21 protein-coding genes and 2 pseudogenes are annotated in these 23,981 nt (G+C 71.7%); 17 read left to right on the forward strand and 6 right to left on the reverse strand.

Features of this window, described 5'->3' with window-relative positions; genetic code table 11:
* Window positions 1-95: 95 nt before the first annotated feature.
* A complete protein-coding gene (locus tag STRVI_RS23075; RefSeq protein WP_014058038.1) occupies window positions 96-836 on the forward strand; it encodes a type 1 glutamine amidotransferase domain-containing protein in 741 nt (246 codons plus the stop codon).
* Between the two features lie 598 nt (window positions 837-1,434).
* Window positions 1,435-1,965: pseudogene (locus STRVI_RS23085) on the forward strand (bifunctional 5,10-methylenetetrahydrofolate dehydrogenase/5,10-methenyltetrahydrofolate cyclohydrolase); the annotation flags it as partial.
* Window positions 1,966-1,969: 4 nt separating this feature from the next.
* Here the strand turns inward: STRVI_RS23085 and STRVI_RS55620 are convergent.
* Both STRVI_RS55620 and STRVI_RS23090 read right to left on the reverse strand, forming a co-directional pair.
* Window positions 1,970-2,098 (reverse strand): hypothetical protein, encoded by a 129-nt coding sequence (locus STRVI_RS55620; protein WP_014058040.1) that lies wholly within the window; start codon window positions 2,096-2,098, stop codon window positions 1,970-1,972.
* 655 nt (window positions 2,099-2,753) lie between these two features.
* Window positions 2,754-3,182 (reverse strand): VOC family protein, encoded by a 429-nt coding sequence (locus STRVI_RS23090; RefSeq protein ID WP_014058041.1) that lies wholly within the window; start codon window positions 3,180-3,182, stop codon window positions 2,754-2,756.
* 577 nt (window positions 3,183-3,759) lie between these two features.
* On the opposite strand from STRVI_RS23090, the gene STRVI_RS23100 reads away from it, so the two are divergent.
* From STRVI_RS23100 to STRVI_RS23120, 6 genes and pseudogenes are all read left to right on the forward strand, one after another.
* Window positions 3,760-4,191: an Rrf2 family transcriptional regulator gene (locus STRVI_RS23100; protein WP_014058042.1), complete on the forward strand. Its 432-nt coding sequence runs from the start codon at window positions 3,760-3,762 to the stop codon at window positions 4,189-4,191.
* A gap of 84 nt (window positions 4,192-4,275) precedes the next feature.
* Window positions 4,276-5,028, forward strand: a complete 753-nt coding sequence (locus STRVI_RS23105; RefSeq protein WP_014058043.1) for an SDR family NAD(P)-dependent oxidoreductase — start codon at window positions 4,276-4,278, stop codon at window positions 5,026-5,028.
* A 137-nt stretch (window positions 5,029-5,165) separates the two neighbouring features.
* A pseudogene (locus STRVI_RS48390) lies at window positions 5,166-5,526 on the forward strand (fumarylacetoacetate hydrolase family protein); the annotation flags it as partial.
* Entirely contained in the window at window positions 5,526-5,990 is a 465-nt protein-coding gene (locus STRVI_RS23110; protein WP_014058044.1) for a nuclear transport factor 2 family protein, read from the forward strand. The pseudogene STRVI_RS48390 and the gene STRVI_RS23110, both read left to right, overlap by 1 nt.
* Window positions 5,991-6,065: 75 nt before the next feature.
* Entirely contained in the window at window positions 6,066-6,404 is a 339-nt protein-coding gene (locus tag STRVI_RS23115) for a hypothetical protein (protein ID WP_043236413.1), read from the forward strand.
* Between the two features lie 265 nt (window positions 6,405-6,669).
* A complete protein-coding gene (locus STRVI_RS23120; protein WP_014058045.1) occupies window positions 6,670-8,163 on the forward strand; it encodes an AlkA N-terminal domain-containing protein in 1,494 nt (497 codons plus the stop codon).
* 140 nt (window positions 8,164-8,303) lie between these two features.
* Here the strand turns inward: STRVI_RS23120 and STRVI_RS23125 are convergent, their stop codons facing one another.
* A complete protein-coding gene (locus tag STRVI_RS23125) occupies window positions 8,304-10,250 on the reverse strand; it encodes an FUSC family protein (protein ID WP_014058046.1) in 1,947 nt (648 codons plus the stop codon).
* A 350-nt stretch (window positions 10,251-10,600) separates the two neighbouring features.
* Between STRVI_RS23125 and STRVI_RS23130 the strand changes: the two genes are divergently transcribed.
* Genes STRVI_RS23130 through STRVI_RS23150 form a run of 5 tightly spaced genes read left to right on the forward strand, consistent with a single transcriptional unit; the run spans window position 10,601 to window position 15,799 of the window.
* A complete protein-coding gene (locus tag STRVI_RS23130) occupies window positions 10,601-10,798 on the forward strand; it encodes a ferredoxin (RefSeq protein WP_014058047.1) in 198 nt (65 codons plus the stop codon).
* Window positions 10,795-12,036 (forward strand): NAD(P)/FAD-dependent oxidoreductase, encoded by a 1,242-nt coding sequence (locus tag STRVI_RS23135; RefSeq protein WP_106685704.1) that lies wholly within the window; start codon window positions 10,795-10,797, stop codon window positions 12,034-12,036. The genes STRVI_RS23130 and STRVI_RS23135 overlap by 4 nt, the downstream gene beginning before the upstream one ends.
* 21 nt (window positions 12,037-12,057) lie before the next feature.
* Complete coding sequence (gene mptB / locus STRVI_RS23140; RefSeq protein ID WP_123060290.1) at window positions 12,058-13,545, forward strand: polyprenol phosphomannose-dependent alpha 1,6 mannosyltransferase MptB; 1,488 nt, start codon at window positions 12,058-12,060, stop codon at window positions 13,543-13,545.
* Window positions 13,542-14,759 carry a glycosyltransferase 87 family protein gene (locus STRVI_RS23145; RefSeq protein WP_014058050.1) on the forward strand — a complete coding sequence of 406 codons (1,218 nt, stop codon included), beginning with the start codon at window positions 13,542-13,544 and terminating at the stop codon, window positions 14,757-14,759. The genes mptB and STRVI_RS23145 overlap by 4 nt, the downstream gene beginning before the upstream one ends.
* A 20-nt stretch (window positions 14,760-14,779) precedes the next feature.
* A complete protein-coding gene (locus tag STRVI_RS23150; protein ID WP_014058051.1) occupies window positions 14,780-15,799 on the forward strand; it encodes a lysylphosphatidylglycerol synthase transmembrane domain-containing protein in 1,020 nt (339 codons plus the stop codon).
* 10 nt (window positions 15,800-15,809) lie between these two features.
* Here the strand turns inward: STRVI_RS23150 and STRVI_RS23155 are convergent, their stop codons facing one another.
* Window positions 15,810-16,922, reverse strand: coding sequence for a CapA family protein (locus STRVI_RS23155; protein WP_014058052.1), 1,113 nt, complete (start codon window positions 16,920-16,922; stop codon window positions 15,810-15,812).
* Window positions 16,923-17,006: 84 nt separating this feature from the next.
* On the opposite strand from STRVI_RS23155, the gene STRVI_RS23160 reads away from it, so the two are divergent.
* A complete protein-coding gene (locus STRVI_RS23160) occupies window positions 17,007-17,393 on the forward strand; it encodes a TraR/DksA family transcriptional regulator (RefSeq protein WP_014058053.1) in 387 nt (128 codons plus the stop codon).
* 57 nt (window positions 17,394-17,450) lie between these two features.
* Here STRVI_RS23160 and STRVI_RS23165 read toward each other — a convergent pair whose 3' ends face one another.
* Window positions 17,451-18,257, reverse strand: coding sequence for a SigB/SigF/SigG family RNA polymerase sigma factor (locus STRVI_RS23165; RefSeq protein WP_014058054.1), 807 nt, complete (start codon window positions 18,255-18,257; stop codon window positions 17,451-17,453).
* A 400-nt stretch (window positions 18,258-18,657) separates the two neighbouring features.
* On the opposite strand from STRVI_RS23165, the gene STRVI_RS23170 reads away from it, so the two are divergent.
* Window positions 18,658-20,718, forward strand: a complete 2,061-nt coding sequence (locus STRVI_RS23170; protein WP_014058055.1) for a phosphocholine-specific phospholipase C — start codon at window positions 18,658-18,660, stop codon at window positions 20,716-20,718.
* A gap of 166 nt (window positions 20,719-20,884) precedes the next feature.
* Here STRVI_RS23170 and STRVI_RS23175 read toward each other — a convergent pair whose 3' ends face one another.
* On the reverse strand, window positions 20,885-21,775 hold the full coding sequence (locus STRVI_RS23175; protein ID WP_014058056.1) for a helix-turn-helix transcriptional regulator: 891 nt from the start codon (window positions 21,773-21,775) through the stop codon (window positions 20,885-20,887).
* A gap of 138 nt (window positions 21,776-21,913) precedes the next feature.
* On the opposite strand from STRVI_RS23175, the gene STRVI_RS23180 reads away from it, so the two are divergent.
* Both STRVI_RS23180 and STRVI_RS23185 read left to right on the forward strand, forming a co-directional pair.
* Entirely contained in the window at window positions 21,914-22,522 is a 609-nt protein-coding gene (locus STRVI_RS23180; RefSeq protein WP_014058057.1) for a non-oxidative hydroxyarylic acid decarboxylases subunit B, read from the forward strand.
* Window positions 22,523-22,554: 32 nt separating this feature from the next.
* Window positions 22,555-23,979 (forward strand): non-oxidative hydroxyarylic acid decarboxylases subunit C, encoded by a 1,425-nt coding sequence (locus STRVI_RS23185; RefSeq protein ID WP_014058058.1) that lies wholly within the window; start codon window positions 22,555-22,557, stop codon window positions 23,977-23,979.
* The last annotated feature ends 2 nt before the right edge of the window (window positions 23,980-23,981 follow it).

Genomic DNA, 23,981 nt, shown 5'->3' on the forward strand with positions numbered 1-23,981 from the left:
CCCCGGCGCAACGCTCCGGGGCAGGGGCGCCGGCCGCAGTGGCCACCATGCCACCCGGCTCCGGACGCCCGTGCCTCCTGTGGTAGGCAGTGCTCGTGCGTATTCTCTTGCCGCTGCCCGACCGGGACTTCGACGTCACCGAGGTGGCCGTGCCCTGGAAGCTCCTGACCGACCTCGGCCATGAGGTGGTGATCGCCACCGAACACGGCGACGGCCCGCCGGCCGCCGATCCGCTGCTCATCACCGGAGTGCTCTTCGGGCAACTCGGTGCGGAGCCCGAGCCCAAGGAGTTCTACCGGCAGCTCACCGAGGCGACCGCCTTCCGCCACCCCCTCGCGTGGGCGGACCTCAAGCCCGAGGCGTACGACGGGCTGGTCCTGCCCGGCGGCCACGCCCCGGGGATGCGTCAGTACCTCGGCTCCGACATCCTGCGCGAGAAGATCGCGGAATTCTGGCGGCTGGACCGCCCGGTCGGCGCCATCTGCCACGGCGTCCTCACTTTGGCCCGCACCAGCGACCCGGCCACCGGCCGCAGCCTCCTCGCCGACCGGCGCACCACCTGCCTGCCCGCGTACATGGAGCGGACCGCCTACTACCTCACGGCCTGGCGCCGCGGCCGCTACTACCGCACCTATCCGGCCTACGTCCAGGACGAGGTCGTCGCCGCCCTGAACGACCCCGCCCAGTTCGAACGCGGACCCGTCGAGCTACGGCGCCGCGGCACGGCCACCGACGACACCCCCGCCTTCGTCGTCCAGGACGGCCAGTACCTGTCCGCCCGCTGGCCCGGCGACGCCTACCTCTTCGCGCGGCGCTTCGCCGAAATGCTCACCTGAACGACCCGACCCTGCCCTTCGGGGCAGGGCAGGACAGGGCAGCGCCGACAATGTCAGTCGGCCCCGACACACGGGCGGAGTGTCAGGGCCGACGGTGAATACCCTGCCGACGGTGAATACCCTCAGGCTCAACAGACCCTAGTCATCAACGCACTTGGGGTACTTCGAGCCCCGGTTGCAGTCGTGGTAGTCGTACTTGCTGACCCGGAACTTCTTCTCGTCGCCGCCCTTGGCCGGATCAACGACCAAGTAGAACTTCTTCCCGTCCTTGACCTTGTCGGTGACTGTCCCATCAGGACCCCGGTCAAAGTCCTGCGCGCACCCGGCGAGTGTGAGGGCTGAACATGCCAGGAGGGCAAGGGCAAGGCGACGCATGTCGTGCTCCGATCAACGTGAGGATTGCGGGATAGTCTAGGGGCCTCCGGAACATGCGCAGGCCAGGGGTGTCATTCACTCGCACCCATGGAAACGCTCCGTGTGCGGCTGCGAGGGAAACGGCAGAAAAACACACCACAAAGGTCGTCCGGAATGCCATACAGTGACGTCCGGGCCGTGACTGGCGCTGAGGTGGAGCACCACCGGGGAGCGGTCTGACGATCGGGAGGCCATCGCTCCCGAGAAGGACGTCGACGGCGTCACCATGAGCTCCTTCGGGGCCATGAGCTTCGGGTTGCCGGGGTTCGTCTCGTGCACTCCAGGCGGGATCATGCGCCTCCTGGACGAGTACCGCGTCGAGCTCGCGGGCCGGCGTGCTGTCGTGGTGGGCCGTAGCCCGATCCTGGGCAAGCCCGTGGGGATGCTCTTGCTGGGCCGGGACGCGACGGTGACGTATTGCCACTCCAGGACCGCCGATCCTGGCACGGTGCTCCGGGAAGCGGACGTGGTCGTGGCGGCGGTGGGCCGGCCCCGGCACATCCGTGGCGAGGACATCAAGCCGGGTGCCGTGGTGATCGATGCCGGATACAACCCCGGCAATATTGGCGACGTCGACTTCGATTCCGCGGGTGAGCGTGCCCGGCTGATCACCCCGGTGCCGGGCGGGGTGGGGCCCATGACCATCGCCGTCCTGCTGGCGCAGACCGTGGACGCTGCCCGGCAGCAGACGGGCCTGGCCGACGCACATTCCTGAGCGGTCAGTTGCTGCGCCGGGCTTTCGTCAGTGCCCGGTGCAGCACCTCCTCGGCGTACTCCGGCAGCCGGGCGTCCGCGGCGGGATCGACTCCGAACATGTACATCTTGAGGACCACGTTGTCCTGGCGCACGAGCACCTGGCCGCCGCTGTCGAATCGCCGCCAGATCGCTTCCTGGGCCGCCGGTGACGTTCTCCCAGCGGTCGATCAGGTCCTGGGGTCCGGTGTCCCACCGCACCGCGATCGGCGCCGGATCCTGTAGGCGGCGCAGCCGCTCCTCACGGCCCAACTGCTCCCGTACGGCGCTCGCGAGCCGGTCGGCGGCCGCGTTCAGCTCGGGGCCGGAAAGGTCGCCCCACAGGACCCTGGAGCGGCGGTGGCGCAGGATGGCGCGGACTGCCAGCCACCCGCCGAACGTGGCCAGCGCGATTGCCACCAGGCCGAGCATCGGACCGTGCAGCAGGGACGCGTCCCCGTCGCCCCGTGCCCTGAGGGGGAACACACTGGCGCCCACCGCCACCGAGCAGCCCGCGATCAGCAGTTGACCCGCGAGCCGAAGACCGGTGACGGGGCGGCGGCCGTCGTTGACGTGGATGCCGCCATAGATGGTGTGCGCCTGGATCACCGTGTGCGCGGTGCCCGAGAACTCGTTACGCGCCACCGGCTCGCCCTGCATGCGCTCCCCCTTACGCATCCCCCCGCACATGGTGACGCAGGCGCCGCGCGGGTGTACAGCCCGGCGGGGCGCCCTTTCGGGCGCGCCACCGCCGGCCGACTCCCCCTGTGGCTAAGGGCGGATATAGGGCCGGGTGATGATCTCCATGTTGTGACCGCCGGGGTCGTCGAAGTACGCGCCGCGGCCACCGAAGAGACGGTTGATCCGTCCAGGGTCGGTGTGGCCGGGGTCGGCGTAGTAGGTGACGCCGACCGCTTCCAGGCGGGCGATCATGGCGTCGAACTGCTCATCGGGGACGAGGAACGCGTAGTGCTGCGGCTGTATGGGTTCGTCGCGCTTCTCGTAGTAGTCGAGCGTCACGCCGTTGCCGAGATCGATGGGCAGAAACGGGCCGAACGGGGCGCCGACCTCGACCCCCAGAATCGCGGCGATGAACTCGGCGGACAGCTGCCGATCGTGGGCGTAGACGGCGGTGTGATTCAGCTGGACGACGGTGGCCCGGGGCTCGGCGTCGCGTTGGGGCTGCGTTTGGTGGGACATCTGTGGTGTGTCTCCGCATCGTGGAATCCGCTGGAACCGGCGCCACGTACGGGCGCCGGGAGGAACGACACGGAGGAAGGGGCGGGCCTCTGGCCCGCCTCGGACTCACGCCGAGGCCGGGCGCCTCACTCGTGCGTGGCCCATGGCCGACCCGGCAGTCACCTGACCGACTCTAGCAGCGAGCGACCGCCCGGCCCCCAGGGGCAGTTGGCGGTGGCGCAGCGCCGTGACGCGGTGCGCGGGCATTCGTCGATCCGAGCGTGTGTCCGACCGCCGCGCTGCTGCTCAACCGGCGCGGTCAGTACCTGCTCCATCTCCGCGACGCGCACAAGCCCATCTGCGACCCGGGCACCTGGTCGCTTCCCGGTGGCGCCCGGTAGGGGGCCGAGACACCCTCGGAGGCGATCGCGCGCGAGCTGATGGAGGAGACCGAGCTCAGTTCCTCGTGCGGGATGCCACAGCGGATGCCGTCCTCGTAGGCGCCGTAGAGGTGCTTCAGATGGGGAGGGACTTGCCACACGTAGACGTAACATATACTGTTACGACGAAGTCGGGGTCAAGGTAGGTGAGGTCCGACGTGAGCGCCAACAGCAGACTGACCATCGCAGCACATGCCCTGACGTGGATAGGGCTGTACCAACGCCGCGGCCACGACGTCGCCACCTCCGAGCAGATCGCGACGAGCGTCAACACCAATCCGGTGGTGATCCGCCGCCTACTGTCCGAGCTTCGCCGGACGGGGCTTGTCGACTCGCGGCGAGGCGCCGGCGCCGGCTGGACGCTTTCACGGGACCTGGCGGCGATCACCCTGCTCGATGTCTACGAGGCGGTCGAGCCGGGGCCGGTCTTCGCTCTGCACCGCTCGGCACCCGACCCCGAGTGCGTTGTGGGTCACGGCATCGGACCGGCGCTGACCGCCGTCTACGGCGAGATCGAGGCCACCCTTCGCAGGGAGTTGGCGAGAACCACACTGGAGGACGTCCTGCGGGACGTACTCAAGGCCGCCTAGCCCGTCCCGCGGCCGCCGAGGTGGCACTCTTCCACGCGCCATCAATGTAACAACAATGGTTACCTCAAGGATTCGGAGAACCCCATGGGACAGCTGGACAACAAGACCGCCCTGGTGACCGGCGCCTCCACCGGCATCGGTCTGGCCATCGCGCACCGGTTCGCCGCCGAGGGAGCGACGGTCTATCTGACCGGCCGCCGCAAGGCGGACCTGGACGCCGCTGTCGCCCAGATCGGCAGCCGCGGGACCGGTATCCAGGGCGATGTGTCGCATCTCGACGACCTCGACCGGCTCTTCGCCGAGATCAAGGAGCGCAGCGGCCGCCTCGACATCGTCGTCGCCAACGCCGGCCTCGGGGACTACGGCCCTCTCGGCAAGATCACCGAGGAGGAATACGAACGCACCACCTCCGTCAACCTCAAGGGCACGATCTTCACCGTCCAAAAGGCCCTGCCCCTGCTGCCGGCCGGCGCCTCGGTGACTCTGCTCTCCTCCAGCGCGGCCCTTCGCGCCGCCCCCGGCCTCGGTGTCTACGCCGCCAGCAAGGCCGCGATCCGCAGCCTAGCCCGCACGTGGGCCGCCGAACTGGCCGACCGCCGGATCCGGGTCAACGCCCTCACCCCCGGCCCCGTCGAAACCCCCGGCGGTGACGAACTGCGGGCCACGTTCCCGCAAGGCGATCAGCCCAAGGCGACCGAGCCCGCCGCACCGACCCCGCTCGGCCGCGCCGGTCGTCCCGACGAGGTCGCTGCCACCGCCCTCTACCTGGCCGGTGACCAGAGCTCCTTCACCACCGGTGCGGAGCTGTTCGTCGACGGCGGCGCCACCCAGCTCTAGCGGCTTGGTCAAGTTCGGTGTTGATCGTCGGATCCGGTCGCGTTGTCGGACCATGGCCCGGTCGACGACCTCGCCGATGGCGTCGGTGCTGGTCCTGCTGCGCGTCGGGTAGTTCTGGCACTTCGCCTGGCGGGGCGAGCCATGTGGCGGGCCTGACCGTGGGGCAGGACCTGTCCGAACGGACCGTCCAGCTCGCCGGACAACGGGCGGACCAGGGATTTGATCTTCTCCGTCCCCGAGCTCGTCGCACAGCTCTCCGCGGTTCTGCCGCTCCTTCCCGGTGACCTCATCTTCACCGGCACCCCGTCCGGTGTGGGGGTGGGCCGGGACCCGCAGCGCTACTTGCGGACAGGAGGAACCCCGCTCAGCACTGTCGATGGCATCGGTTCACCGACCAACCCCCTGGTGTCAGGGGCGAGTCACAGGGCGCGCCCTGACCGGAAGCCGCACAAGCACAGTCCGATGAGCCGAACCCGTTCGGCGGAGAAGGAGAGATGATGAGCGACCAGACACGCACAGTGGTGAACGAGTTCCTCAAGCGCGTCGCGGCGGGCGATATCCCGGCCGTGGTGGCGCTGTTCGCGCCGGACGCCTCCTGGGAGGTCCCCGGGGACCCGGACATCGTTCCCTGGGTGGGCCGTCGCACGGTCGACGGCATCCCGGCGTTCTTCCAGACGCTGAGCGAGCTCACCGACCGCGAACTCTTCGACATCGAGCGCATCGTCGTCGACGGCACGACTGCGGTCCTGATCGGACGGGCACGGCTCGTCGTACGCGCGACGGGCAAGGTGATCGACACGCCCTTCGCGATCGACATCATGGTGAATCCCGATGGCCTCATCAGCCGCTCTTACATGTTCGAGGACTCCTGGGACGTCGCCCAGGCAGTACGCTCCGGAGAAACGGCCACCCCTGAGCTCCGCCGACCGGGTCAAGGGGTCCGACCTGGCGTCGGTCGATGATCTGTCCGCTCTCACTCGCACACGCGTACAGCTAGCCACTGGCACGACCTCGCCGACGACGGGGACGCGGAGCACATGGCCGCTCGGCGCCACGGGCTGGAGCTGCTGCGCGAGGCCCTCACCGGGCTGGAGACCCGCGACCGCGATGAGACCGGCGCCCTGTACGTGCGCGCCTACGACGGTGTGGTTGCGCCGCCCGGCCCCGCGCGGGCCGCCACCCTGGACGGTGCCGGGGCGCTCGTGTCCGGCGAGACCTCACCGCAGCGGCCGGTGCACCGCGGGCCCGGTGCCCACCGGTTCGCCCGGACGCTGTATCCCCTGCTCGACGACCCCGCGGGCGCAGCCAGGCTCGCGGAGGACGCCCGGCGGCGGCTCGCGCACGGCGACCCGGCCTGCGCTGGCGCTGGGCCGTGATCTGCACTGGGCCTCGTTCGGTGACCCCGTCAGGGAGGCGCTGGCGAATGAACTGCTGGTCGGCGCCTACCAGGCGCTGGGCAGATCCTCCCTCGCGGGGATCGCCCAGGCCCATCACGACCACCGCGACCCGCCCTACGTCCCCGTCCTCGGCTCGCGCTAGCACCGGCCCACGCACCCCCTCCCTCACGCTCACGCGACCGGGAGCGCCACGTCCGATTTCCGCCAGCGCGCTTCCCCTGTCAGGGCGCACAGTGGAGGTGTGATGAGCGACGACAGCAGGTACGAGGCGGTGTGCAGCCGCGACGCGCGATTCGACGGCGAGTTCTTCTTCGGTGTCGCCACGACCGGGATCTACTGCCGGCCGAGCTGCCCCGCGACCACGCCCCGGCGCAAGAACGTCCGGTTCTTCCCGACCTCGGCCGCCGCGCAGGGCTCGGGGTTCCGGGCCTGCCGTCGCTGTCGGCCGGACGCCGTGCCCGGTTCCGCCGACTGGAACGCGCGGGCGGACGCCGTCGGCCGCGCCATGCGGATGATCGGGGACGGAGTGGTGGACCGGGAGGGAGTGGCCGGGCTCGCGGCGCGGCTCGGCTACAGCGCCCGGCAGGTGCAGCGGCAGTTGACCGCCGAGCTCGGCGCCGGGCCGGTCGCGCTCGCCCGCGCTCAGCGCGCCCACACCGCGCGGATCCTGCTGCAGACCACCGCCCTGCGGGCCTCGGAGATCGCGTTCGCGGCCGGGTTCTCCAGCGTCCGGCAGTTCAATGACACGCTGCGCGAGATATACGCCGCCACCCCCACCGAACTGCGTGCCGCCCGGCCCGCGAAGTCCTCCCTGTCCGGGCCCGCGGTGGCCACCGGCGGGGTGCTGGGGACGAACGGCGGGACGGCCGGGGTGCCGCTGCGGCTCGCCTACCGCGGGCCGTACGACACCACGCAGGTCTTCGACTATCTCGCCCGGCGCGCCCTCACCGGCCTGGAGGAGATGGTGGGGAGCCCAGGCGCCCGGACCTACCGCCGCACCCTGCGGCTGCCGCACGCCTGCGCCATCGTCGAGATCGACGAACGGCCCGGCGACGGCTGGCTGGAGTGCCGGCTGCGCCTGACCGAGCTGCGCGATCTGACCACCGCCATCCAGCGGATTCGGCGCCTGTTCGACCTGGACGCCGATCCGTACGCGGTCGCCGAGCGCCTCGGCGCCAATACCGCGCTCGCGCCCCTGGTGGGCGCGCGGCCGGGGCTGCGTTCCCCGGGCACCGCCGACCCCCATGAACTCGCCGTGCGCGCCGTGCTCGGCCAGCAGGTCTCGGTGGCCGCCGGGCGCGTGCTGGGCGATGCGCTGGTCGCCGCGTACGGGAAGCCCCTGGCGCGGCCCGACGGCGGGCTCACGCATCTCTTCCCGCGCGTGGAGGACCTGGCCGAGGCAGCGCTCGCGGAGCTCGGCATGCCGGAGAGCCGACGCGCCACGCTGCGCACGCTCGCCACCGCGCTCGCGGACGGCTCGGTGCGGCTGGATGCCGGCGCCGACCGCGACCGGGCCGAGAAGGAGCTCCTGGGGCTGCGCGGTATCGGCCCCTGGACGGCCGGTTACGTCCGGATGCGGGCGCTGAGCGACCCCGATGTGCTGCTGGAGTCGGATGTCGCCGTACTGGCCGGAGCCCGCGGCGCCGGGGCCCACCTGGAGGACTCCGAGGGCTGGCGGCCCTGGCGCTCGTACGCCATGCACCACCTCTGGAACGTCCCGCGGGCCCGGCCCGAGTGAGCGCACCCCGAGCGGAACCGCGCCCCCCAAGTCACCGGTGCGTTGGTGTGGGTGATGGTGGGGGCGGTGACGTGTGCGCGGGCCAGGGCGGGGCACCGCAGTGCGTACCAGGTCATCCGCCGCAGCCCCGGTGCGCGGCCTCAGCCCGCCGCCAGGTCGCGAACCCTCCGCAGCCCGGCGGTGACATCGGCGAGGGTCGCGCAGTCTCCCACCGCCGCCCCCGCGGGCAGGACAAGGTCGGTCGGGGGCCGACGGGCGGCGACGGCGTCGGCCAGGTCGGACAGCGCGGCCCGCAGCCGGGCCGCTAGGGCGGGCTCGGGCTGCGGGGCGCCCTGATCGAGCCGTACGCCGCAGGCCGTGGCCGCGTCCACGATCTTCTCCAGGGCGAAGACCACCGGCGCCCATGCCGCCAGGTCCCGGCCGAACGGCGGGTGTTCGGCGCTCGCCACCTCCACAGCGCGGCGCGCGTCGGCGAGGGCGCGGTATGCCTCGCGGCGCAGCCGCAGCCGGGTGGCATACGGCGCTTCGGCGGTCAGCACCCGGTCCAGGTGGTCGCGGGTGGCGCGGACGGCGAGCGACAGCCGCACCGACACCTGGGCGCGCGGGCCGCCGAGCCCGGGCAGCGCCCCGGCGGCCAGCACCACACCACAGGCCAGCAGCGTGTCGGTGAGCCGGGTGAACCCGGGGTCGGTGTCGCCGCCGAGGTAGACGAGGGACAGCAGCAGCGGTGTGAGCACGGCGGTCTGCAGGGCGAAGTGGCGTACGGAGACGGGGATCAGCGCGGAGCAGACCGCCGCGACGATGACCGGCCAGATGGCGGGGGCGCCCGCATCGGGGGTGCCGCCCGTGCCGGGGCCGAACACCGTGGCGAGCCCGCCGAAGACGGCCACGCCCACGGCGGTGCCGAGGGCGCGGGAGAGGGCCCGGGAGACCAGCGGGCCCATGTCGGGCTTGACCAGGAAGGCGGCGGTGGCGGGGAGCCAGTACCAGTGCTCGCCCGGCAGTTGCTGGGCGAGCACGGTGGCGACGCCCACGCACAGGGCCACCCGGGCGGCGTACTCCCGGCCGGCCGGACCGAGCGCGCGGCGCAGCCGCTGCCGGTGGCCGGGGACGACCGCACCGACGGGGGGCGCCGGTTCGCCGTCGAAGACCCGGGCGGCGAGCAGCACGGCCCGGTGCATGGCCACGTTGCCCGCGGTGTCGGGTACGGGGGCGGGCAGCCGGCCCGGTGGCAGTCCGGTCCGCACCGAGCGGGCCAGTTGGGCGGGGGTGCGCGCGATGCGGTCGGGTACCGGTTCGTTCTCCCACAGGAGGGTCAGGACGCCCTCGCTGAGCGCTCCGGCCACCGCCAGCCGGTCGCGCAGCCGCCGCTCCTCCTCGTCGAGGCGGTGCAGGGGGAGCCGGTGGGCGTAGAGGGCTTCGTACGCGGCGTCGTAGGCGGCGGTCAGCCGGCGCCGGGCGGCCTGGCCGCCGTCGGTGCCGACCGCCGTCATCAGGTCGGCCAGGGCGTCGTATACGGCGGCCACCGTTTCCCGTTCATCGGTGGGCGCGGTCTGGCGTGAGTGGATGACGCGTGGCAGCAGCGTGGCCATCGCGATCACCCATACGGCGCCGATGAGCAGCAGGCCCGCCTTGACCGGCGGGGGCACCGGGACGGGCATGCCCGCGCCGACCACGGCGAGCACCATGAGCTGCACCCCGGCGGCGGAGCTGACCGGCCCGATGGCGCTGATCGCGCCGGAGACCAGTCCGACGGCGGCGAGTGCGAGCGCGATCCCTATGCCGAGGCCCAGCGTGCCCAGCCAGGCCCCGGTCAGCAGGCCGACGGCCCCGGCGAGGGCGGGCAGGCCGATGCGCACGATCCGGGTGGCGCGGGTGGCGGGGCGGTCGTTGACATGGGCGAACATGGCCCCCAGCCCGGCGAGCATCCCGAAGGGCAGATGTCCCGAGGCCACGCCGACGGCCACCACCGGCCCCACGCCGAGGGCTCCGCGGGCCACCGCCGCCCAGGGTATGGGGTCCCGCAGCGTCCGCGCCCCGCGCAGAGGGTGCGTCAGCCAGTCGGGCGATGTGGGCAGCGTGCGCAAGGATCCTCCGTGAGGTGGAAATCGTCGACCTCTTCGAACCGTACGTGAGCTATGCGGAACTTTCGTAACCTGCGTATTTCCGCCATGTGAGGCGCTGATGCCCCACCTGGTGCCACGGCGGTCCACGACCCGGAGACCGGGGTGTGACCTGGTGGTTTGGACACTCTCCCCGGGCCGACCGGTCGGTCTGCCCGGGGTGCACATGCCAGGCTCATATGTCTCGCTGCGTGGCCAGCTTCTTGCGGAGCGTGTTGTGCTGGGTACGCAGGAGAACTAGCCTCCGTTCCGCCCGTTACCGAACATTCGTCTGGTAACCGCCTTCCGTTGATCCCCCAGTGCCGGAGAACGCCATGCAGGTGACCTTGCATCAGGACAAATGCGTCGCCTCGGGGCAGTGCGTACTCGCCGCCCAGGACGTGTTCGACCAGCGGGACCAGGACGGTGTCGCCGTCCTCCTCGACGAGTGCCCACCCGCGGAACTGCACGACGACGTGCGTCAAGCGGCCGCCGTCTGCCCGGCCCTGGCCATCGCCCTGGCCGACGCGTGAACACACCGGGGAACGTCGTGGTCGTGGGCGCCTCGGTCGCGGGGCTCACCGCGGCCGTCACGCTGCGCACCCTGGGATACGACGGAAGGCTCACCCTCATCGGCGACGAGCCCCACACCCCCTACAACCGGCCACCGTTGTCCAAGCAGATCCTGGCGGGCACCTGGGAGCCGGACCGGATCAAGCTGCGCACCGACGAGGAGCTGTCCGACCTCGACGCACGGCTGCTGTTCGGCAAGTCCGCCACCGGTCTGGACACCGCCGCCCGCCGGGTGGTGCTGGAGGGCGGCGACAGCGTCTCCTACGACGCCCTGGTCATCGCCACCGGCGTCACCCCCAACAGCCTGCCCGGCGCCCACCATCTGGCCGGGGTGCATCTGCTGCGCACCCTCGACGACGCCCTCGCGCTGCGCGCCGATCTGCGCCACAAGCCCGATGTGAAGGTGGCGGTGGTCGGCGCGGGTTTCCTCGGCTCGGAGGCCGCGGCGGCGGCCCGCAGAATGCGGTTGGACGTCACCATGATCGACCCCCGGCCGGTGCCGATGCGGCGGCAGTTCGGCGACCGGATCGCCGGTCTCGTCGGGCGGCTGCACACGAAGAACGGCGTGTCCATGCGCTGCGGCACCGGGGTGCGGCGGTTCTTCGAGTCCGGCGGCCGGGTGACCGGTCTGGAACTGACCGACGGCACGCTGCTCGACGCCGATGTCGTGGTGGTCGCCATCGGCGCCGCCCCGGCGGTCGGCTGGCTGGCCGGATCCGGACTGGAGCTGGGCAACGGTGTCGAATGCGATCCCACCTGCCGTGCCGCGCCCGGTGTCTACGCGGCCGGTGATGTCGCCTCGTGGCACAACGACCACTTCGGCTGCCGGATGCGGCTGGAACACCGGCTGAACGCTACGGAACAGGCCCAGGCCGTCGCCCGCAATGTGCTCGGCGCGGGCCAACCGTTCGCACCCGTGCCGTACTTCTGGACCGACCAGTACGACGCCCATATCCAGGCGTACGGCATATTCCCCGCCGATGCCGAACTCGCCGTGCTCCACGGCGAGCTCGAAGGCGGCCACTTCGTCGTGGCCTACGGACACCGGGGCCGGGTGGTCGGGGTGCTCGGCTGGAACAGCCCGTGCGAGCTGCGCAAACTGCGTCAACTCGTGGTCGACCGGGCACCATGGACATCGATCCTGCCCACCCCGCCTGCGGTGTGGCCCGGCCGACACCTCTCGGCCAGCCTCCGGTGACCGCGACGTCAATTTCCGGCCATGCGCTCTCGCGACCCTGGTGAGGTGCTGCGTCGTGTTCTCGTCCAAGGTGTCGCCGTCGCTCCGGGTCACTGCCGACTTCTCGGCCTCGCTGGGTCAGTGGCCCTGGCGGCGGGCGGGGCGGCGGCCGGAGCGCTACCGGTGGGGGACGCCCTCACCCCTGACTCCGGGAGAGAGGCGCTCGGGCTGATCAGCACCTATTTCGGGCTGGTGCTGCTGGTCGCGGCATGGTGGCTGCTGGGGCGCGAGGTGCGCGGACCGCGCCCGCCCGGCCCCCGCTCCCTGCTGCTCACGCTCGCCGTCTGGGCGGCTCCGCTGCTGCCCGGGCCGCCGCTGTTCAGCCGGGATGTGTACAGCTATCTCGCCCAGGGAGCCATGGTGCACGCCCGCATCGATGTCTACACCCACGGCCCCATACGCCTCGGCGGGCCGCTGGCGGAACAGGTGGCGCCGGTGTGGCAGCACACCCCGACGCCGTACGGCCCGGTCTCGCTGGCCTTCGAATCCGCCGTCGCCCACGCCTCGCGCGCCGAACCGTCCCTCGGGGTGATCGGGCTGCGGCTGATCGCGCTGCTCGGTGTGGCGGTGATGGTTCTGGCGCTGCCCATACTGGCCCGCCGCTGCGGCACCGACCCGAGCGCCGCCCTGTGGCTGGGGGCGCTCAACCCTCTCCTGCTGCTGCATCTGGTGGGCGGGGCGCACAATGATGCCGTGATGCTGGGACTGCTCGGGGCCGGGCTGGTGGCCGCGACGGGCCGATGGCCGGCCTGCGGCGCGGTGCTGGTCACGCTCGCCGCCCTGGTCAAGGCTCCGGCCGCGCTGGGGCTGCTGGCGGTGGCCACGCTGTGGGTGCGCCGGGTGGAGGGCCGCAGGCGCCGCGTCGGCGCCGTGGCGGCCACCGGGGCGCTGGCCCTGGCCACCACCGGAGTGGCGACGGCCGTCACCGGCACCGGCTACGGCTGGATCTCGGCACTCACCACCCCGGCCTCACCGGACAACTGGGCGCTCACCAGCACCCTCGGCCGCGCCACCGGAGCCCTGCTGGAGGCCGTCGGCAGCGGGCTGGCTCCGCTGGCCGCCCCCGCGTGGCACGGTCTGGGGCTGCTGGCCACCGCCGTTGCCATAGGGGTCGCCTGGCTGCGTCCACCCCGCCCCCGGCCCGTGTACGCGTTGGGGCTGAGCCTGATAGCGGTGGCGGTGCTGGGCCCGGCGATCCGGCCCTGGTACGTGCTGTGGGGGCTGTTCGTGATCGCGGCGGCCGGGCCGGGCGGAACGGTGCGCAAGGCGGTGGTGGCCGGGAGCGGGGTGCTCACGCTGGCCGTGCTGCCCAACGGGTTCGCACCGGATTCGCGGCAACTGACGTTCGCCGTGTGCGGTGGCGTGCTGGCGGTGGGCGCGCTGTGGTGCGTACGGCACACGCCCGGGTTCGCCACCGGCACTTCGCTCTCCGCCGTACACGGCGGCCACCGATCGGAGCGTTCGGCATGACGGGGCCCACCACACCTCGCGGACGGCTGGTACTGTCGCTCGCCCTCACCGTGGCGGTGGGGCTCTTCCTGGCCTTCGTCCCGCTGCACCGGGACTGGTTCGACCTCAACGTCTACTACGGCGCCGTGGGCCACTGGCTGCGGGACGGCCGGATCTACGACTTCACCATCCCCGGCGCGGACGGGGCGGACTACGGCTTCACCTATCCGCCCTTTGCCGCGCTGTGCATGCTGCCGATGGCCCTGTTCGACTGGCCGGCCGCGATCACCCTGAGCATGGTGCTCAATGTGGCCGCCTCGGCCACGCTGCTGACCTGGCTGATCGGCCCGATCGTCCGCAGGCACGGCTGGAACAAGTGGTTCGCCTTCGTGGTGGCGGCCTGTCTGTTCGCCCTGCTGGAGCCGGTACGGGACACCTTCAGCTTCGGGCAGGTCAATCTGCTGCTGCTGGTGCTGGTGTTCTTCGACGCCTGGCTGCTGTCCACGGGGCGCGGCCGGTTCGCGGGCTGCGGTATCGGGCTCGCCGCCGCCATCAAGCTCACCCCGGCGATCTTCATCGGCTATCTGCTGATCACCCGGCGGTGGCGTGCCGCCGCCACGGCCACGGCCACCGCCGCGGCCGCCACCCTGCTCGCCCTGGCGGTGGCGCCGGGGGCCTCGCGGGTCTACTGGACCGAGGCGCTGTGGGACACCGACCGGATCGGTGTGCTCAGTTACGTCTCCAACCAGTCGTGGGAAGGGGTGCTGGCCCGGCTGGTCGACCCGGTTCCGCCGAGCGGAATGGTGTGGGGGCTCGGGGTGCTCGCCGTGCTGGCCGTGTGGGCGCACCGGGTGCGCTGCGCGGCGGCCGCCGGGGACGAGCGGGCCGGATTCGCGCTGACCGGAGTCGCCGCCTGTCTGATCAGCCCGATCACCTGGGTGCACCATCTGGTGTGGCTGATTCCGGCCCTGGCGGTGCTCGTCGACAGCGGGCTGCGGCCGGACGCGACACCGGCCCGGCGCAGGCTGCTGCTCCGGGTCTGTGCGGTGGTGTACGTGCTCCTCTGCAGCAGCGTGGTGTGGCTGTGGCGGTTCGACTCCACCGGGGTGGACGGTTTCCTCGGCAGCAACGCCTATGTGTGGATCTGCCTCGGCCTGCTGATCGCGCTCCCGCTGCGCGGCGCGCGTTCCGCGAACATGCTGAGCCAAGAGCCGTATCCGGCACGTATCCCATGACCAGAGGAGTGTCCGGACCGATGCCTGACGTGATGCCGTGCCCCACGGGGCAGCCGCTGGACCAGCCCGTGGAGCAGCCCAAGGAGCGGGCGGGGCGCTGGGCCCTGCTCCGGCGGCTTCCGCTGCGCCAGATCCTGTGCCTGCTGCCGCTGCTCGTCGTCGGTTACTGGGTGGTCCAGCACCGGTCGCTGATCGGCTCTGGCGCCCGTCAGATGTTCACCGCCAATCCGTACTGGCTGCTGACGGCGGTGGCCACGACCGGGCTCGGCTGGGTGGCGGTGTCGTTCGCCCGGCAGGGCACGGTGCTGGAGCGGCTGCCGGCCAGGCGGCTGTTCGCCACCCAGTTCGCCGCGGGGGCGGCCAATCATCTGCTGCCGTCGGGGATCGGCGCGAGCGCGGTGAACATCCGGTTCATGACCGGCTGCGGGCTGCCGCCCGCCCGTTCCTCGGCTGCGCTCGCCCTGTACTTCCTGGCGGAGGCCACAACCCGGGTGGGGCTGCTGGTGGTGCTGTTCCTGGTGTTTCCCCAGGCGCTGCGGCTGGGCCCGCTGCTCCCGGAGTCGGTGAGCGGGATGGTGGTGGCCGGCGCGGTGGTGGCGGCCGGGGCACTGGTGGCCGGGGTGGCGCTGATCCGTCCGGTGCGCCGGATCGTGGTGAAGTTTCTCCGCACCGCGATGGCCGACGCCCGGTCGCTGCACATGCGGCCGTCCAGGGCGCTGGCGCTCTGGGGTGGTTCACTGGCGTTTCCCCTGCTGCAGGCGGCGGGGCTGGTGGCGGTCGCCCTGGCGCTGGAGCTCGAAGTGCGGCCGGCGCATGTGATGCTCGCGTATCTGGCCGCCACGGCGGTGGCCGCGGTCGTCCCCTCCCCCGGTGGTATCGGCTCGGTCGACGCGGCACTGGTCATCGCGCTGGTCGCGGCGGGGGCGCCGGTCGAGGCGGCCACCTCCACGGTGCTGGCGTACCGCTTCATCACGGTGTGGCTGCCGCTGCTCCCCGGGGCGCTGGTGCTGGGCGGGCTGGTGCGCTCGAAGATCGTCTGATCCGGCGGGGTCAGGGCCGGCGCAGGGTGAGGACGTCGTCGGGCCGGACGTCGATATGCGAGCCGAGGCCGGACCCGGCCCGGTCGAGGGTCGCGCCCAGCCATGCGGCGTCCTCGTGGCCGGTGCGCTCCAGCCGCATCCGCCGTGACCGCAACGGCACCATGCGCAGACTCATCAGGTGGCCGGTGTCCGGGTCCACCGCGGGGAAGTAGAGCAGCCGCAGATCGTCGCGGTACCGCTCGTAGCCGCCGATGCCCTCGTAGTCGTCGACCACGTCGCCGCAGCCGTAGAGGATCAGTTTGCCGCGGTACACCTCGAGCGGGCGGGGGTGGTGCGAGGAGTGGCCGTGGACGAGGTCGACACCGCCGTCGATCAGGGCGTGGGCGAAGTGGATCTGGTCGGGTGAGACGCCGTATCCCCAGTTGCCGCCCCAGTGGACGGAGGCGACGGCGATATCGCCGGGGTGGCTGAGCTGCCGTACGCGGTCGGTGATCGCGGCCGCGCGGGCGTCGGAGAGATCGGGCAGGAAGTCGACCCCGGGCCGGTCCTCGGTCGCGGCCCACCGGCCCGGGATGCCACTGGATGCCGCGCCGAACGAGAACACCAGCACCCGGCGGTGGTCACCGGCCGGGACGACGGCGGGGCGCCGCGCGGCGGCCGCGTCACGGCCCGCCCCGGCCACCCGGAGTCCGGCGGCGGCCAGGGTGTCGAGCGTCTCCTCCAGGCCGCGCCGGCCGCCGTCGAGCACATGGTTGTTGGCCAGGACGCAGACGTCGGGCCGGACCGCGGTCAGGCAGGGGAGGTTGTCCGGGCTCATCCGGTAGTGGACGTCCTTCCCGGGGGCGAACTCATCGCTGCGGGTCACGCTCGTCTCCAGGTTGAGCACCCGCACATCGGGTGTCGCCTCGTCCAGTACCGCCAGCGCGTCGCCCCAGGGCCAGGGGAAGTCGACCGGGCGCGGGATCGGGCCGTTCGCCTCCTCGGCCAGCTCGACATAGGCCCGGGAGTCGCGGATGAAGGGCTCGTGGAGCTCCGGGGCGCCGGGGTGCGGCAGGATCTGGTCCACACCGCGGGCGAGCATCACATCGCCGCAGAGGAACAGCGTCACCGCCGTGCCACGCATATCTCAACGATCGCATAGCCCGCCATGAGTGACCGTGGCCACGGCGGGGACCCGAAGGCGTGGACGTACAGGGAGGTGCGGCGGATGAACAGAGCGGAGACGAGTGAGACCCTGCTGCGGCCCCGGGACCTGGAGGAGGCCGCGGACCGGCTGTCGGAGCAGGCGGACCGGCTGCGGTCGCAGCTCGCCCGGACGGAGGAGGCCGCGTCCGCGTTGCGCGCGGACTGCGATCTCGACGCGGGGGACACGGGTGCGAAGGCCATGACGCTCCGGGAGCTGCGCACGCGCGCGCAGGCGGATGAGGCCCTGCTGGAGCGGACCGCCGCGGCGCTCGACCGGCTGCGCGCCGGATCCTTCGGGATCTGCACGCGATGCGGCCGTCCTCAGGGCCGGGAGCGGGCGCTGGCCCTGCCCCACGCGGAGCTGTGCGTCGTATGCGCCGAGGAGCGGGAGGCGGGACCGGGCGGATGAGGCGCGCCCCGCTCACGGCGTTGGGGATCGGTGTGGTGGTCGCCGAGGGCACGGTCGCTACGCGGCACGCGCACCGACCTCCTCGCCCAGGCGGGCGCAGGTGCGGCTGATGAGCCGGGAGACATGCATCTGGGAGATGCCGAGCCGGTCGGCGATCCGGCTCTGGGTCTCGTCGCAGAAGAACCGCAGGTAGAGGATCTCCCGTTCACGCTCGGGGAGCCTGCGCAGACAGGGCTTGAGGGATTCGCGCTGGACGACCCGCTCGTAGGAGGACTCGGTGGACCCGAGGGTGTCCACCAGCGCGTAGCCGTCGTCCGCGCCGCGCAGTGCGGCGTCCAGCGACAGCGTACGAAAGCTCTCGAGCGCTTCCATGCCGAGGAGGACGTCCTCCTCGGCCATGCCGGTGTGCCGTGCGATGTCCCTGACGCTGGGCGAACGGTCGTCCGGCGAACGGGTCAGCTCCTGGACGGCGGTGCGGACCCGGTTGCGCAGTTCCTGGACCCGGCGCGGCACGTGCAGGCCCCACATATGGTCGCGGAAGTGCCGCTTGACCTCGCCGACGACGGTCGGGACGGCGTAGCTCTCGAAGGCCGAACCCCGGTCCGGTTCATAGCGCTTGACCGCCTTGACCAGACCGACCATGGCCACCTGCCGCAGATCCTCGTGCGTTTCACCGCGGTTGCGGTACTGCGAGGCGATGCGCTCGGCCATCGGCATCCAGGCCCGGACGACTTCCTCCCGCAGGGCCTCCTTCTCCGAGCCGTCCGGCAGTTCGGCGATCCTGCGGAACGCGCCGGAGGTGTCGGGCGCGTCGTCGTGCGCATGCTTGGGGTGTGCTCGGGGATGTGCTTGTACGGCCGTCATGAGCCGGTGCCTCCCTTGGCGGTTGTCGATGTCACCACAGGAGGGCATTCCAGACAACTCGGGCGACCGTGAACACGCCTTGCCCAGCCGGGCTGCTCCCGTGGCGTGCCTCCGGTCCGAAGCACCCTGCTCGCCTGCCCGTCCTCTGCTCCGCGAAACGGAGTTCGCCCCGGCGGACACCGGCTCATCCGATGCGTCATGCGTCACAACGGCCCGGAAGGCGCTGGTAGGAGCCGACGGAGGCGTGCGCGGGACCTGCGGCAACGTTTCGGCCCGCGATCAAGATTTACGGAGGCTTTCCCGCCGTTTCGCCCATTTGCCGTTGTCCGTACCGTCCCGGCGGAACAGACTGCACCGATTCCGCTACTTCCCCTCGAACGCCATAGAAAACCGGAGCGCCATGACCTCCTTCGATCGTCGACGATTCATGCAACTGGCCGGGGCCGGTGCGGCCACCTCCCTGCTCTCCGCCAGCATCGCGCGCGCCGCGGAGATACCCGCCAACCGCCGGACCGGAAGTCTGCGGGACATCGAGCACATCGTGGTGCTGATGCAGGAAAACCGTTCCTTCGACCACTACTTCGGCACCCTGCGCGGGGTGCGGGGATTCGGCGATCCGCGGCCGGTGCGGCTGCCCAACGGCAAGCCGGTATGGCATCAGTCGGACGGTTCCAAGGAGGTCCTGCCGTTCCGGCCCGAGGTGAACGACCTCGGCCTGCAGTTCCTGCAGGACCTGCCGCACGGCTGGGGCGACGGCCATGTCGCGTTCAACGACGGCGCCTACGACAAGTGGATCCCCTCGAAGTCGGCCACCACCATGGCGTATCTGACTCGCGAGGACATTCCGTTCCACTACGCGCTGGCGGACGCCTTCACCATCTGCGACGCCTACCACTGCTCGTTCATCGGCTCCACGGACCCCAACCGCTATTACCTGTGGTCCGGTTACACGGGCAACGACGGCAAGGGCGGCGGCCCGGTGCTGGACAACGCGGAGGCCGGCTACGGCTGGACCACCTACCCCGAGCGCCTGGAGAAGGCCGGGATCTCCTGGAAGATCTACCAGGACATCGGCGACGGGCTGGACGCGAAGGGCGGCTGGGGCTGGATCGACGACGCCTATCGCGGCAACTACGGCGACAACTCCCTGCTCTTCTTCAACCAGTACCGCAACGCCTCGCCCGGCGACCCGCTGTACGACAAGGCCCGCACCGGCACCGACGCCAAGAACGGCGATGGTTTCTTCGACATCCTGCGGGCCGATGTGAAGGCCGGGAAGCTGCCCCAGATCTCCTGGATCGCGGCGCCCGAAGCCTTCACCGAGCACCCCAACTGGCCCGCGAACTACGGCGCCTGGTACATCGCGCAGGTGCTGGACGCGCTCACCTCCAACCCCGAGGTGTGGAGCAAGACCGCGCTGCTCATCACCTACGACGAGAACGACGGCTTCTTCGACCACGTGATGCCGCCGTACGCGCCCGGCGACAAGCGGGGCGGCTCGACCGTGGACACCACCGGGGAGCTGTTCCCCGGCTCCTCCGCGCAGCCCGCGGGCCCGTACGGGCTGGGGCAGCGGGTGCCGATGCTCGTGGTGTCGCCGTGGAGCAAGGGCGGCTGGGTGTGCTCGCAGACGCTGGACCACACGTCGGTCATCCGGCTCATGGAGCGGCGCTTCGGCGTCGAGGAGCCGAACATCTCGCCGTGGCGGCGGGCGGTGTCCGGCGACCTGACCGCGGCCTTCGACTTCTCGCGGACCGATGTGAAGGTCCCGGCCATGCCGGACACCAGCGGCTACCGGCCCAAGGACAACGAGCGGCACCCCGACTACGTCCCGGCGCTGCCCGAGCACCCCTCGCTGCCCCGGCAGGAGCCCGGGCTGCGCCGCGCCCGGCCGCTGCCGTACGAGCTGTCGGCCGACGCCACGACCGCCGCCGACGGTGGCCTGCGCGTCGACTTCGTCAACCACGGCCGGGGCGCCGGGGCGCACTTCCATGTGACCTCCGCGAGCCATGAGGGCGGGCCGTGGGGCTACACCGTCGAGGCGGGCAAGCGGCTGTCCGGAAGCTGGCAGCGCTCCTCGGCGGACCAGGGCGCCTATGACTTCCAGGTGCACGGTCCGGCCGGTTTCCTGCGCCACTTCACCGGCCACGCCACCGGCACGGGCCCCGAGGTGAGCGCCCGTCACGACCGGTCGACCGGAGAGGTCAGGCTGACCCTGGTCAACCAGGGCGACGCGACGGTGCGCCTCACCGTCACGGACGGCTACGAGGAGGAGAAGCCGGCGCACTACCGACTCCGGCCGGGGGCGCGGGTGGTGCACACCGTGCGCACCGGGCGCAGCCACCAGTGGTACGACCTGTCGGTGGCCTCCGACCACGACAGCGGCTATCTGCGCCGGCTGGCCGGGCATGTGGAGACCGGCCGTGCGGGGATGAGCGACCCCGCGCTCTCGGCGGACTGAACCACCGCCACCGGCCTCTCGTCGCGCGCCCGTCCGGCGGCTCCCCGCCGGGCGGGCGCGCGGCGCGTCTCCCCGCCGCGTACGGCCGCTCGTAGCCCTCGCAAGCCGCCAACGGCGCTCAGGCACGGCTCTCGTGCGGCCCCGCGCGCGTGCGGGCCCCGGGCTGTCAGTGCCGGGTGCCCGAGGCGCGGACGCGGAAGCCGGCCGGGGTCTCGCCCGCCCGGCGGCGGAAGAACTTGGTGAAGACGGTGGCGTCCGGGAAGCCGAGCCGCTCGCCGATGGCCGTGGCGGACAGATCGGTGTGCACCAGCAGCCGCTTCGCCTCGAGCAGCACCCGGTCGTCGATGAACCGCTTGGCGCCGCATCCTGCGGTGGCGCGGGTGGCACGGGTCAGGGTGCGGACGCTGTAGCCCAGCCGGGCCGCGTAGTCCTCGACCCGGTGGGTGCGGGTGTAGTCGCGCTCCACGGCCTGCTGGAAGCGGCGGAACGCCTCGCTGGCCGCCGTAGCCCCGCTCTGGGCGCCGGGCAGATGGGCCAGCCGCAGCACGAGGACCGCGACGAGATGGCGCACCACCTCGACATGCGCCTCCAGCGGCCCGGACACCGTCCGGTACTCGCCCTCCAGCAGGTCCAGTACGCCACGGACGGCCTCGGCGTCGGCGCCTTCGGGAACCACCAGCGGGGACCGCGACGCGGGCCGGTCCAGCCGGGCGACCGCGGCGGTGGCGGTGCCGAGATAGCCGGGCGGGAAGAGCACGGCGGCGCCCTCCGCGGCGCCGAGCGGTGAGCGGAACTGGTGGATCTGTCCGGGGCGCGCCCACATCCAGCCGCCCTCGGTCAGCTCGTGCTCGGTGAAGTCCACCGAACAGCGCAGGCTCCCCGAGCGCACGGCGATCAGCTGGTGGAAGGCGAGCCGCATCGGGGCGTGCACATCGAGGCCATGGCTCCGGGCGCGGGCGGCCAGCCCGGGGAAATCCAGGACGGCCGCTCCCGGCGGGGCTCCCACGGAGGGCCGGAACGGAACCTCGGTGACATCACGGTGTCCGTTTCTGTCCATAGCGCGTCCTCAGTGTACGGCTGGTGTGCCCTGGTCCGCATCTAGCGTGGAGTGCGTTGCGATGAACGGGTGACCGAAAGAGTCCCCGGATCACCGTTTCCCCCCTTCCACCGACCGCAGCCGAGGGAGCGCGCCACCATGCGATTGATCGTGGGCATGACAGGAGCAACGGGTGCCGTGTTCGGTGTCCGCCTGCTGGAGACCCTCTCCGAGCTGCCCGAGGTGGAGACCCATCTGGTGCTCAGCCGCTGGGCGCGCACCACGATCGAGCTGGAGACCGGCCGCTCCGCCCGCGAGGTGGCCGAGCTCGCCGAGGTGACGCACTCCCCCGAGGACCAGGGCGCCACCATCTCCTCCGGTTCCTTCCGCACCGACGGCATGATCATCGCGCCGTGCTCGATGAAGACCCTCGCCGGGATCCGCGCCGGATACGCCGACGGTCTGGTGGGGCGCGCCGCGGACGTGGTCCTCAAGGAGCGGCGCAGGCTCGTGCTCGTGCCGAGGGAGACCCCGCTCAGCGAGATTCACCTCGAGAACATGCTGGCGCTCTCCCGGATGGGCGTGCGGATGGTCCCGCCCATGCCCGCCTTCTACAACCACCCCCGCTCGGTGGACGACATCGTCGACCACCTCACGGCCCGCCTCCTCGACCAGTTCGACCTGCCCGCACCCGCCGCCAAGCGGTGGGAGGGCATGCGCGCCGCCCGCGGCCCGAAGCGCACCCCCGCCGATTCCCCCGCCGCCTGATACCCCCCGCCCCTCCCCCACTTGGACTTCCCATGGCCTACGACGACTTCCGCGGCTTTCTCGACGTCCTCCGGAAGGAGGATCAGCTACTGCACATCGCCGACGAGGTGATGCCGGAGCCGGACATCGCCGCCGCCGCGAACGCCGCCCCGCGCCTGGGCGGCCATGCCCCCGCCCTGTACTTCGACAACGTCAAGGGCTTCACCGACGCGCGGATCGCGCTCAATGTGCACGGCTCCTGGGCCAATCACGCGCTCGCCCTCGGCCTGCCCAAGGAGACCGGCACCAAGGAGCAGGTCGAGGAGTTCATCCGCCGCTGGGACACCTTCCCGGTGGCCCCCGAGTGGCGCGAGAACCCGCTGTGGGCCGAGAACACCCTGGAGGGCGAGGACGCCGACATCTTCCGGGTGCTGCCGCTGATCCGGCTCAACGACGGCGACGGCGGCTTCTACATCGACAAGGCGGCCGTGGTCTCCAAGGACCCGGCCGACCCCGAGCACAGCGGCAAGCAGAACGTCGGCATCTACCGCATCGAGGTCAAGGGCAGGCGCACGCTCGCCATCCAGCCGGTGCCGATGCATGACATCGCCCAGCATCTGCACACCGCCGAGGAGCGCGGCGAGGACCTGCCCGTGGCCATCACGCTCGGCAATGAGCCGGTGATCTCCATCGTGGCGTCCACCCCGATGGAGTACGAGCAGAACGAGTACGAGCTGGCCGGCGCCCTGCGCGGCGCTCCCGCCCCGCTCTCCCGGGCCCCGCTCACCGGGCTGCCCGTGCCGTGGGGCAGCGAGGTGGTCATCGAGGGTGTCATCGAGGGCCGCAAGCGGGAGATCGAGGGGCCGTTCGGCGAGTTCACCGGCCACTACTCCGGCGGCCGGAGCATGCCCGTCATCCGCATCGACCGGATCTCGTACCGCACCGGCCCGATCTTCGAACACCTCTACCTCGGCATGCCGTGGACCGAGGTGGACTACCTGATCGCCGCCAACACCTGTGTGCCGCTGTACAAGCAACTGCGCCGCGACTTCCCCGAGGTCCAGGCGGTCAACGCGATGTACACCCACGGGCTGGTCGTCATCGTGTCCACCAAGAAGCGCTACGGCGGTTTCGCCAAGGCCGTGGGCATGCGGGTGCTGACCACTCCGCACGGCCTCGGCTACGCGGCCACCGTGATCATGGTGGACGAGGACGTCGACCCGTTCAATCTGCCCCAGGTGATGTGGGCGCTGTCCACGAAGATGAACCCGGCCGGTGATCTGGTCCAGATCCCCAATCTGTCGGTGCTGGAGCTGGCCCCGCAGGCCGTCACGCCCGGTATCACCGACAAGCTCATCATCGACGCCACCACCCCCGTCGCCCCCGACCGCCGCGGCACCTACGGCACCCAGGTGCGCGATCTGCCCGAGACGGCCGAGTGGCTGGCCCGGCTGCAGAGGCTCACCGCCGCCCGCTGACC

This window comes from Streptomyces violaceusniger Tu 4113 (assembly GCF_000147815.2).
GTDB lineage: Bacteria > Actinomycetota > Actinomycetes > Streptomycetales > Streptomycetaceae > Streptomyces > Streptomyces violaceusniger_A.

What these genes read in the sequence shown, in the direction of transcription:
- STRVI_RS23120 (WP_014058045.1), top strand. Translation starts at nt 6,670, where the DNA reads ATGAGCGACGACAGCAGGTACGAGGCGGTGTGCAGCCGCGACGCGCGA.
- STRVI_RS23155 (WP_014058052.1), bottom strand. Translation starts at nt 16,922, where the DNA reads ATGCGTGGCACGGCGGTGACGCTGTTCCTCTGCGGCGATGTGATGCTC.
- STRVI_RS23170 (WP_014058055.1), top strand. Translation starts at nt 18,658, where the DNA reads ATGACCTCCTTCGATCGTCGACGATTCATGCAACTGGCCGGGGCCGGT.
- STRVI_RS23110 (WP_014058044.1), top strand. Translation starts at nt 5,526, where the DNA reads ATGAGCGACCAGACACGCACAGTGGTGAACGAGTTCCTCAAGCGCGTC.
- STRVI_RS23165 (WP_014058054.1), bottom strand. Translation starts at nt 18,257, where the DNA reads ATGACGGCCGTACAAGCACATCCCCGAGCACACCCCAAGCATGCGCAC.
- STRVI_RS23160 (WP_014058053.1), top strand. Translation starts at nt 17,007, where the DNA reads ATGAACAGAGCGGAGACGAGTGAGACCCTGCTGCGGCCCCGGGACCTG.
- STRVI_RS23090 (WP_014058041.1), bottom strand. Translation starts at nt 3,182, where the DNA reads ATGTCCCACCAAACGCAGCCCCAACGCGACGCCGAGCCCCGGGCCACC.
- STRVI_RS23130 (WP_014058047.1), top strand. Translation starts at nt 10,601, where the DNA reads ATGCAGGTGACCTTGCATCAGGACAAATGCGTCGCCTCGGGGCAGTGC.
- STRVI_RS23180 (WP_014058057.1), top strand. Translation starts at nt 21,914, where the DNA reads ATGCGATTGATCGTGGGCATGACAGGAGCAACGGGTGCCGTGTTCGGT.
- mptB (WP_123060290.1), top strand. Translation starts at nt 12,058, where the DNA reads ATGCGCTCTCGCGACCCTGGTGAGGTGCTGCGTCGTGTTCTCGTCCAA.
- STRVI_RS23145 (WP_014058050.1), top strand. Translation starts at nt 13,542, where the DNA reads ATGACGGGGCCCACCACACCTCGCGGACGGCTGGTACTGTCGCTCGCC.
- STRVI_RS23105 (WP_014058043.1), top strand. Translation starts at nt 4,276, where the DNA reads ATGGGACAGCTGGACAACAAGACCGCCCTGGTGACCGGCGCCTCCACC.
- STRVI_RS23185 (WP_014058058.1), top strand. Translation starts at nt 22,555, where the DNA reads ATGGCCTACGACGACTTCCGCGGCTTTCTCGACGTCCTCCGGAAGGAG.
- STRVI_RS23115 (WP_043236413.1), top strand. Translation starts at nt 6,066, where the DNA reads ATGGCCGCTCGGCGCCACGGGCTGGAGCTGCTGCGCGAGGCCCTCACC.
- STRVI_RS23175 (WP_014058056.1), bottom strand. Translation starts at nt 21,775, where the DNA reads ATGGACAGAAACGGACACCGTGATGTCACCGAGGTTCCGTTCCGGCCC.
- STRVI_RS23150 (WP_014058051.1), top strand. Translation starts at nt 14,780, where the DNA reads ATGCCTGACGTGATGCCGTGCCCCACGGGGCAGCCGCTGGACCAGCCC.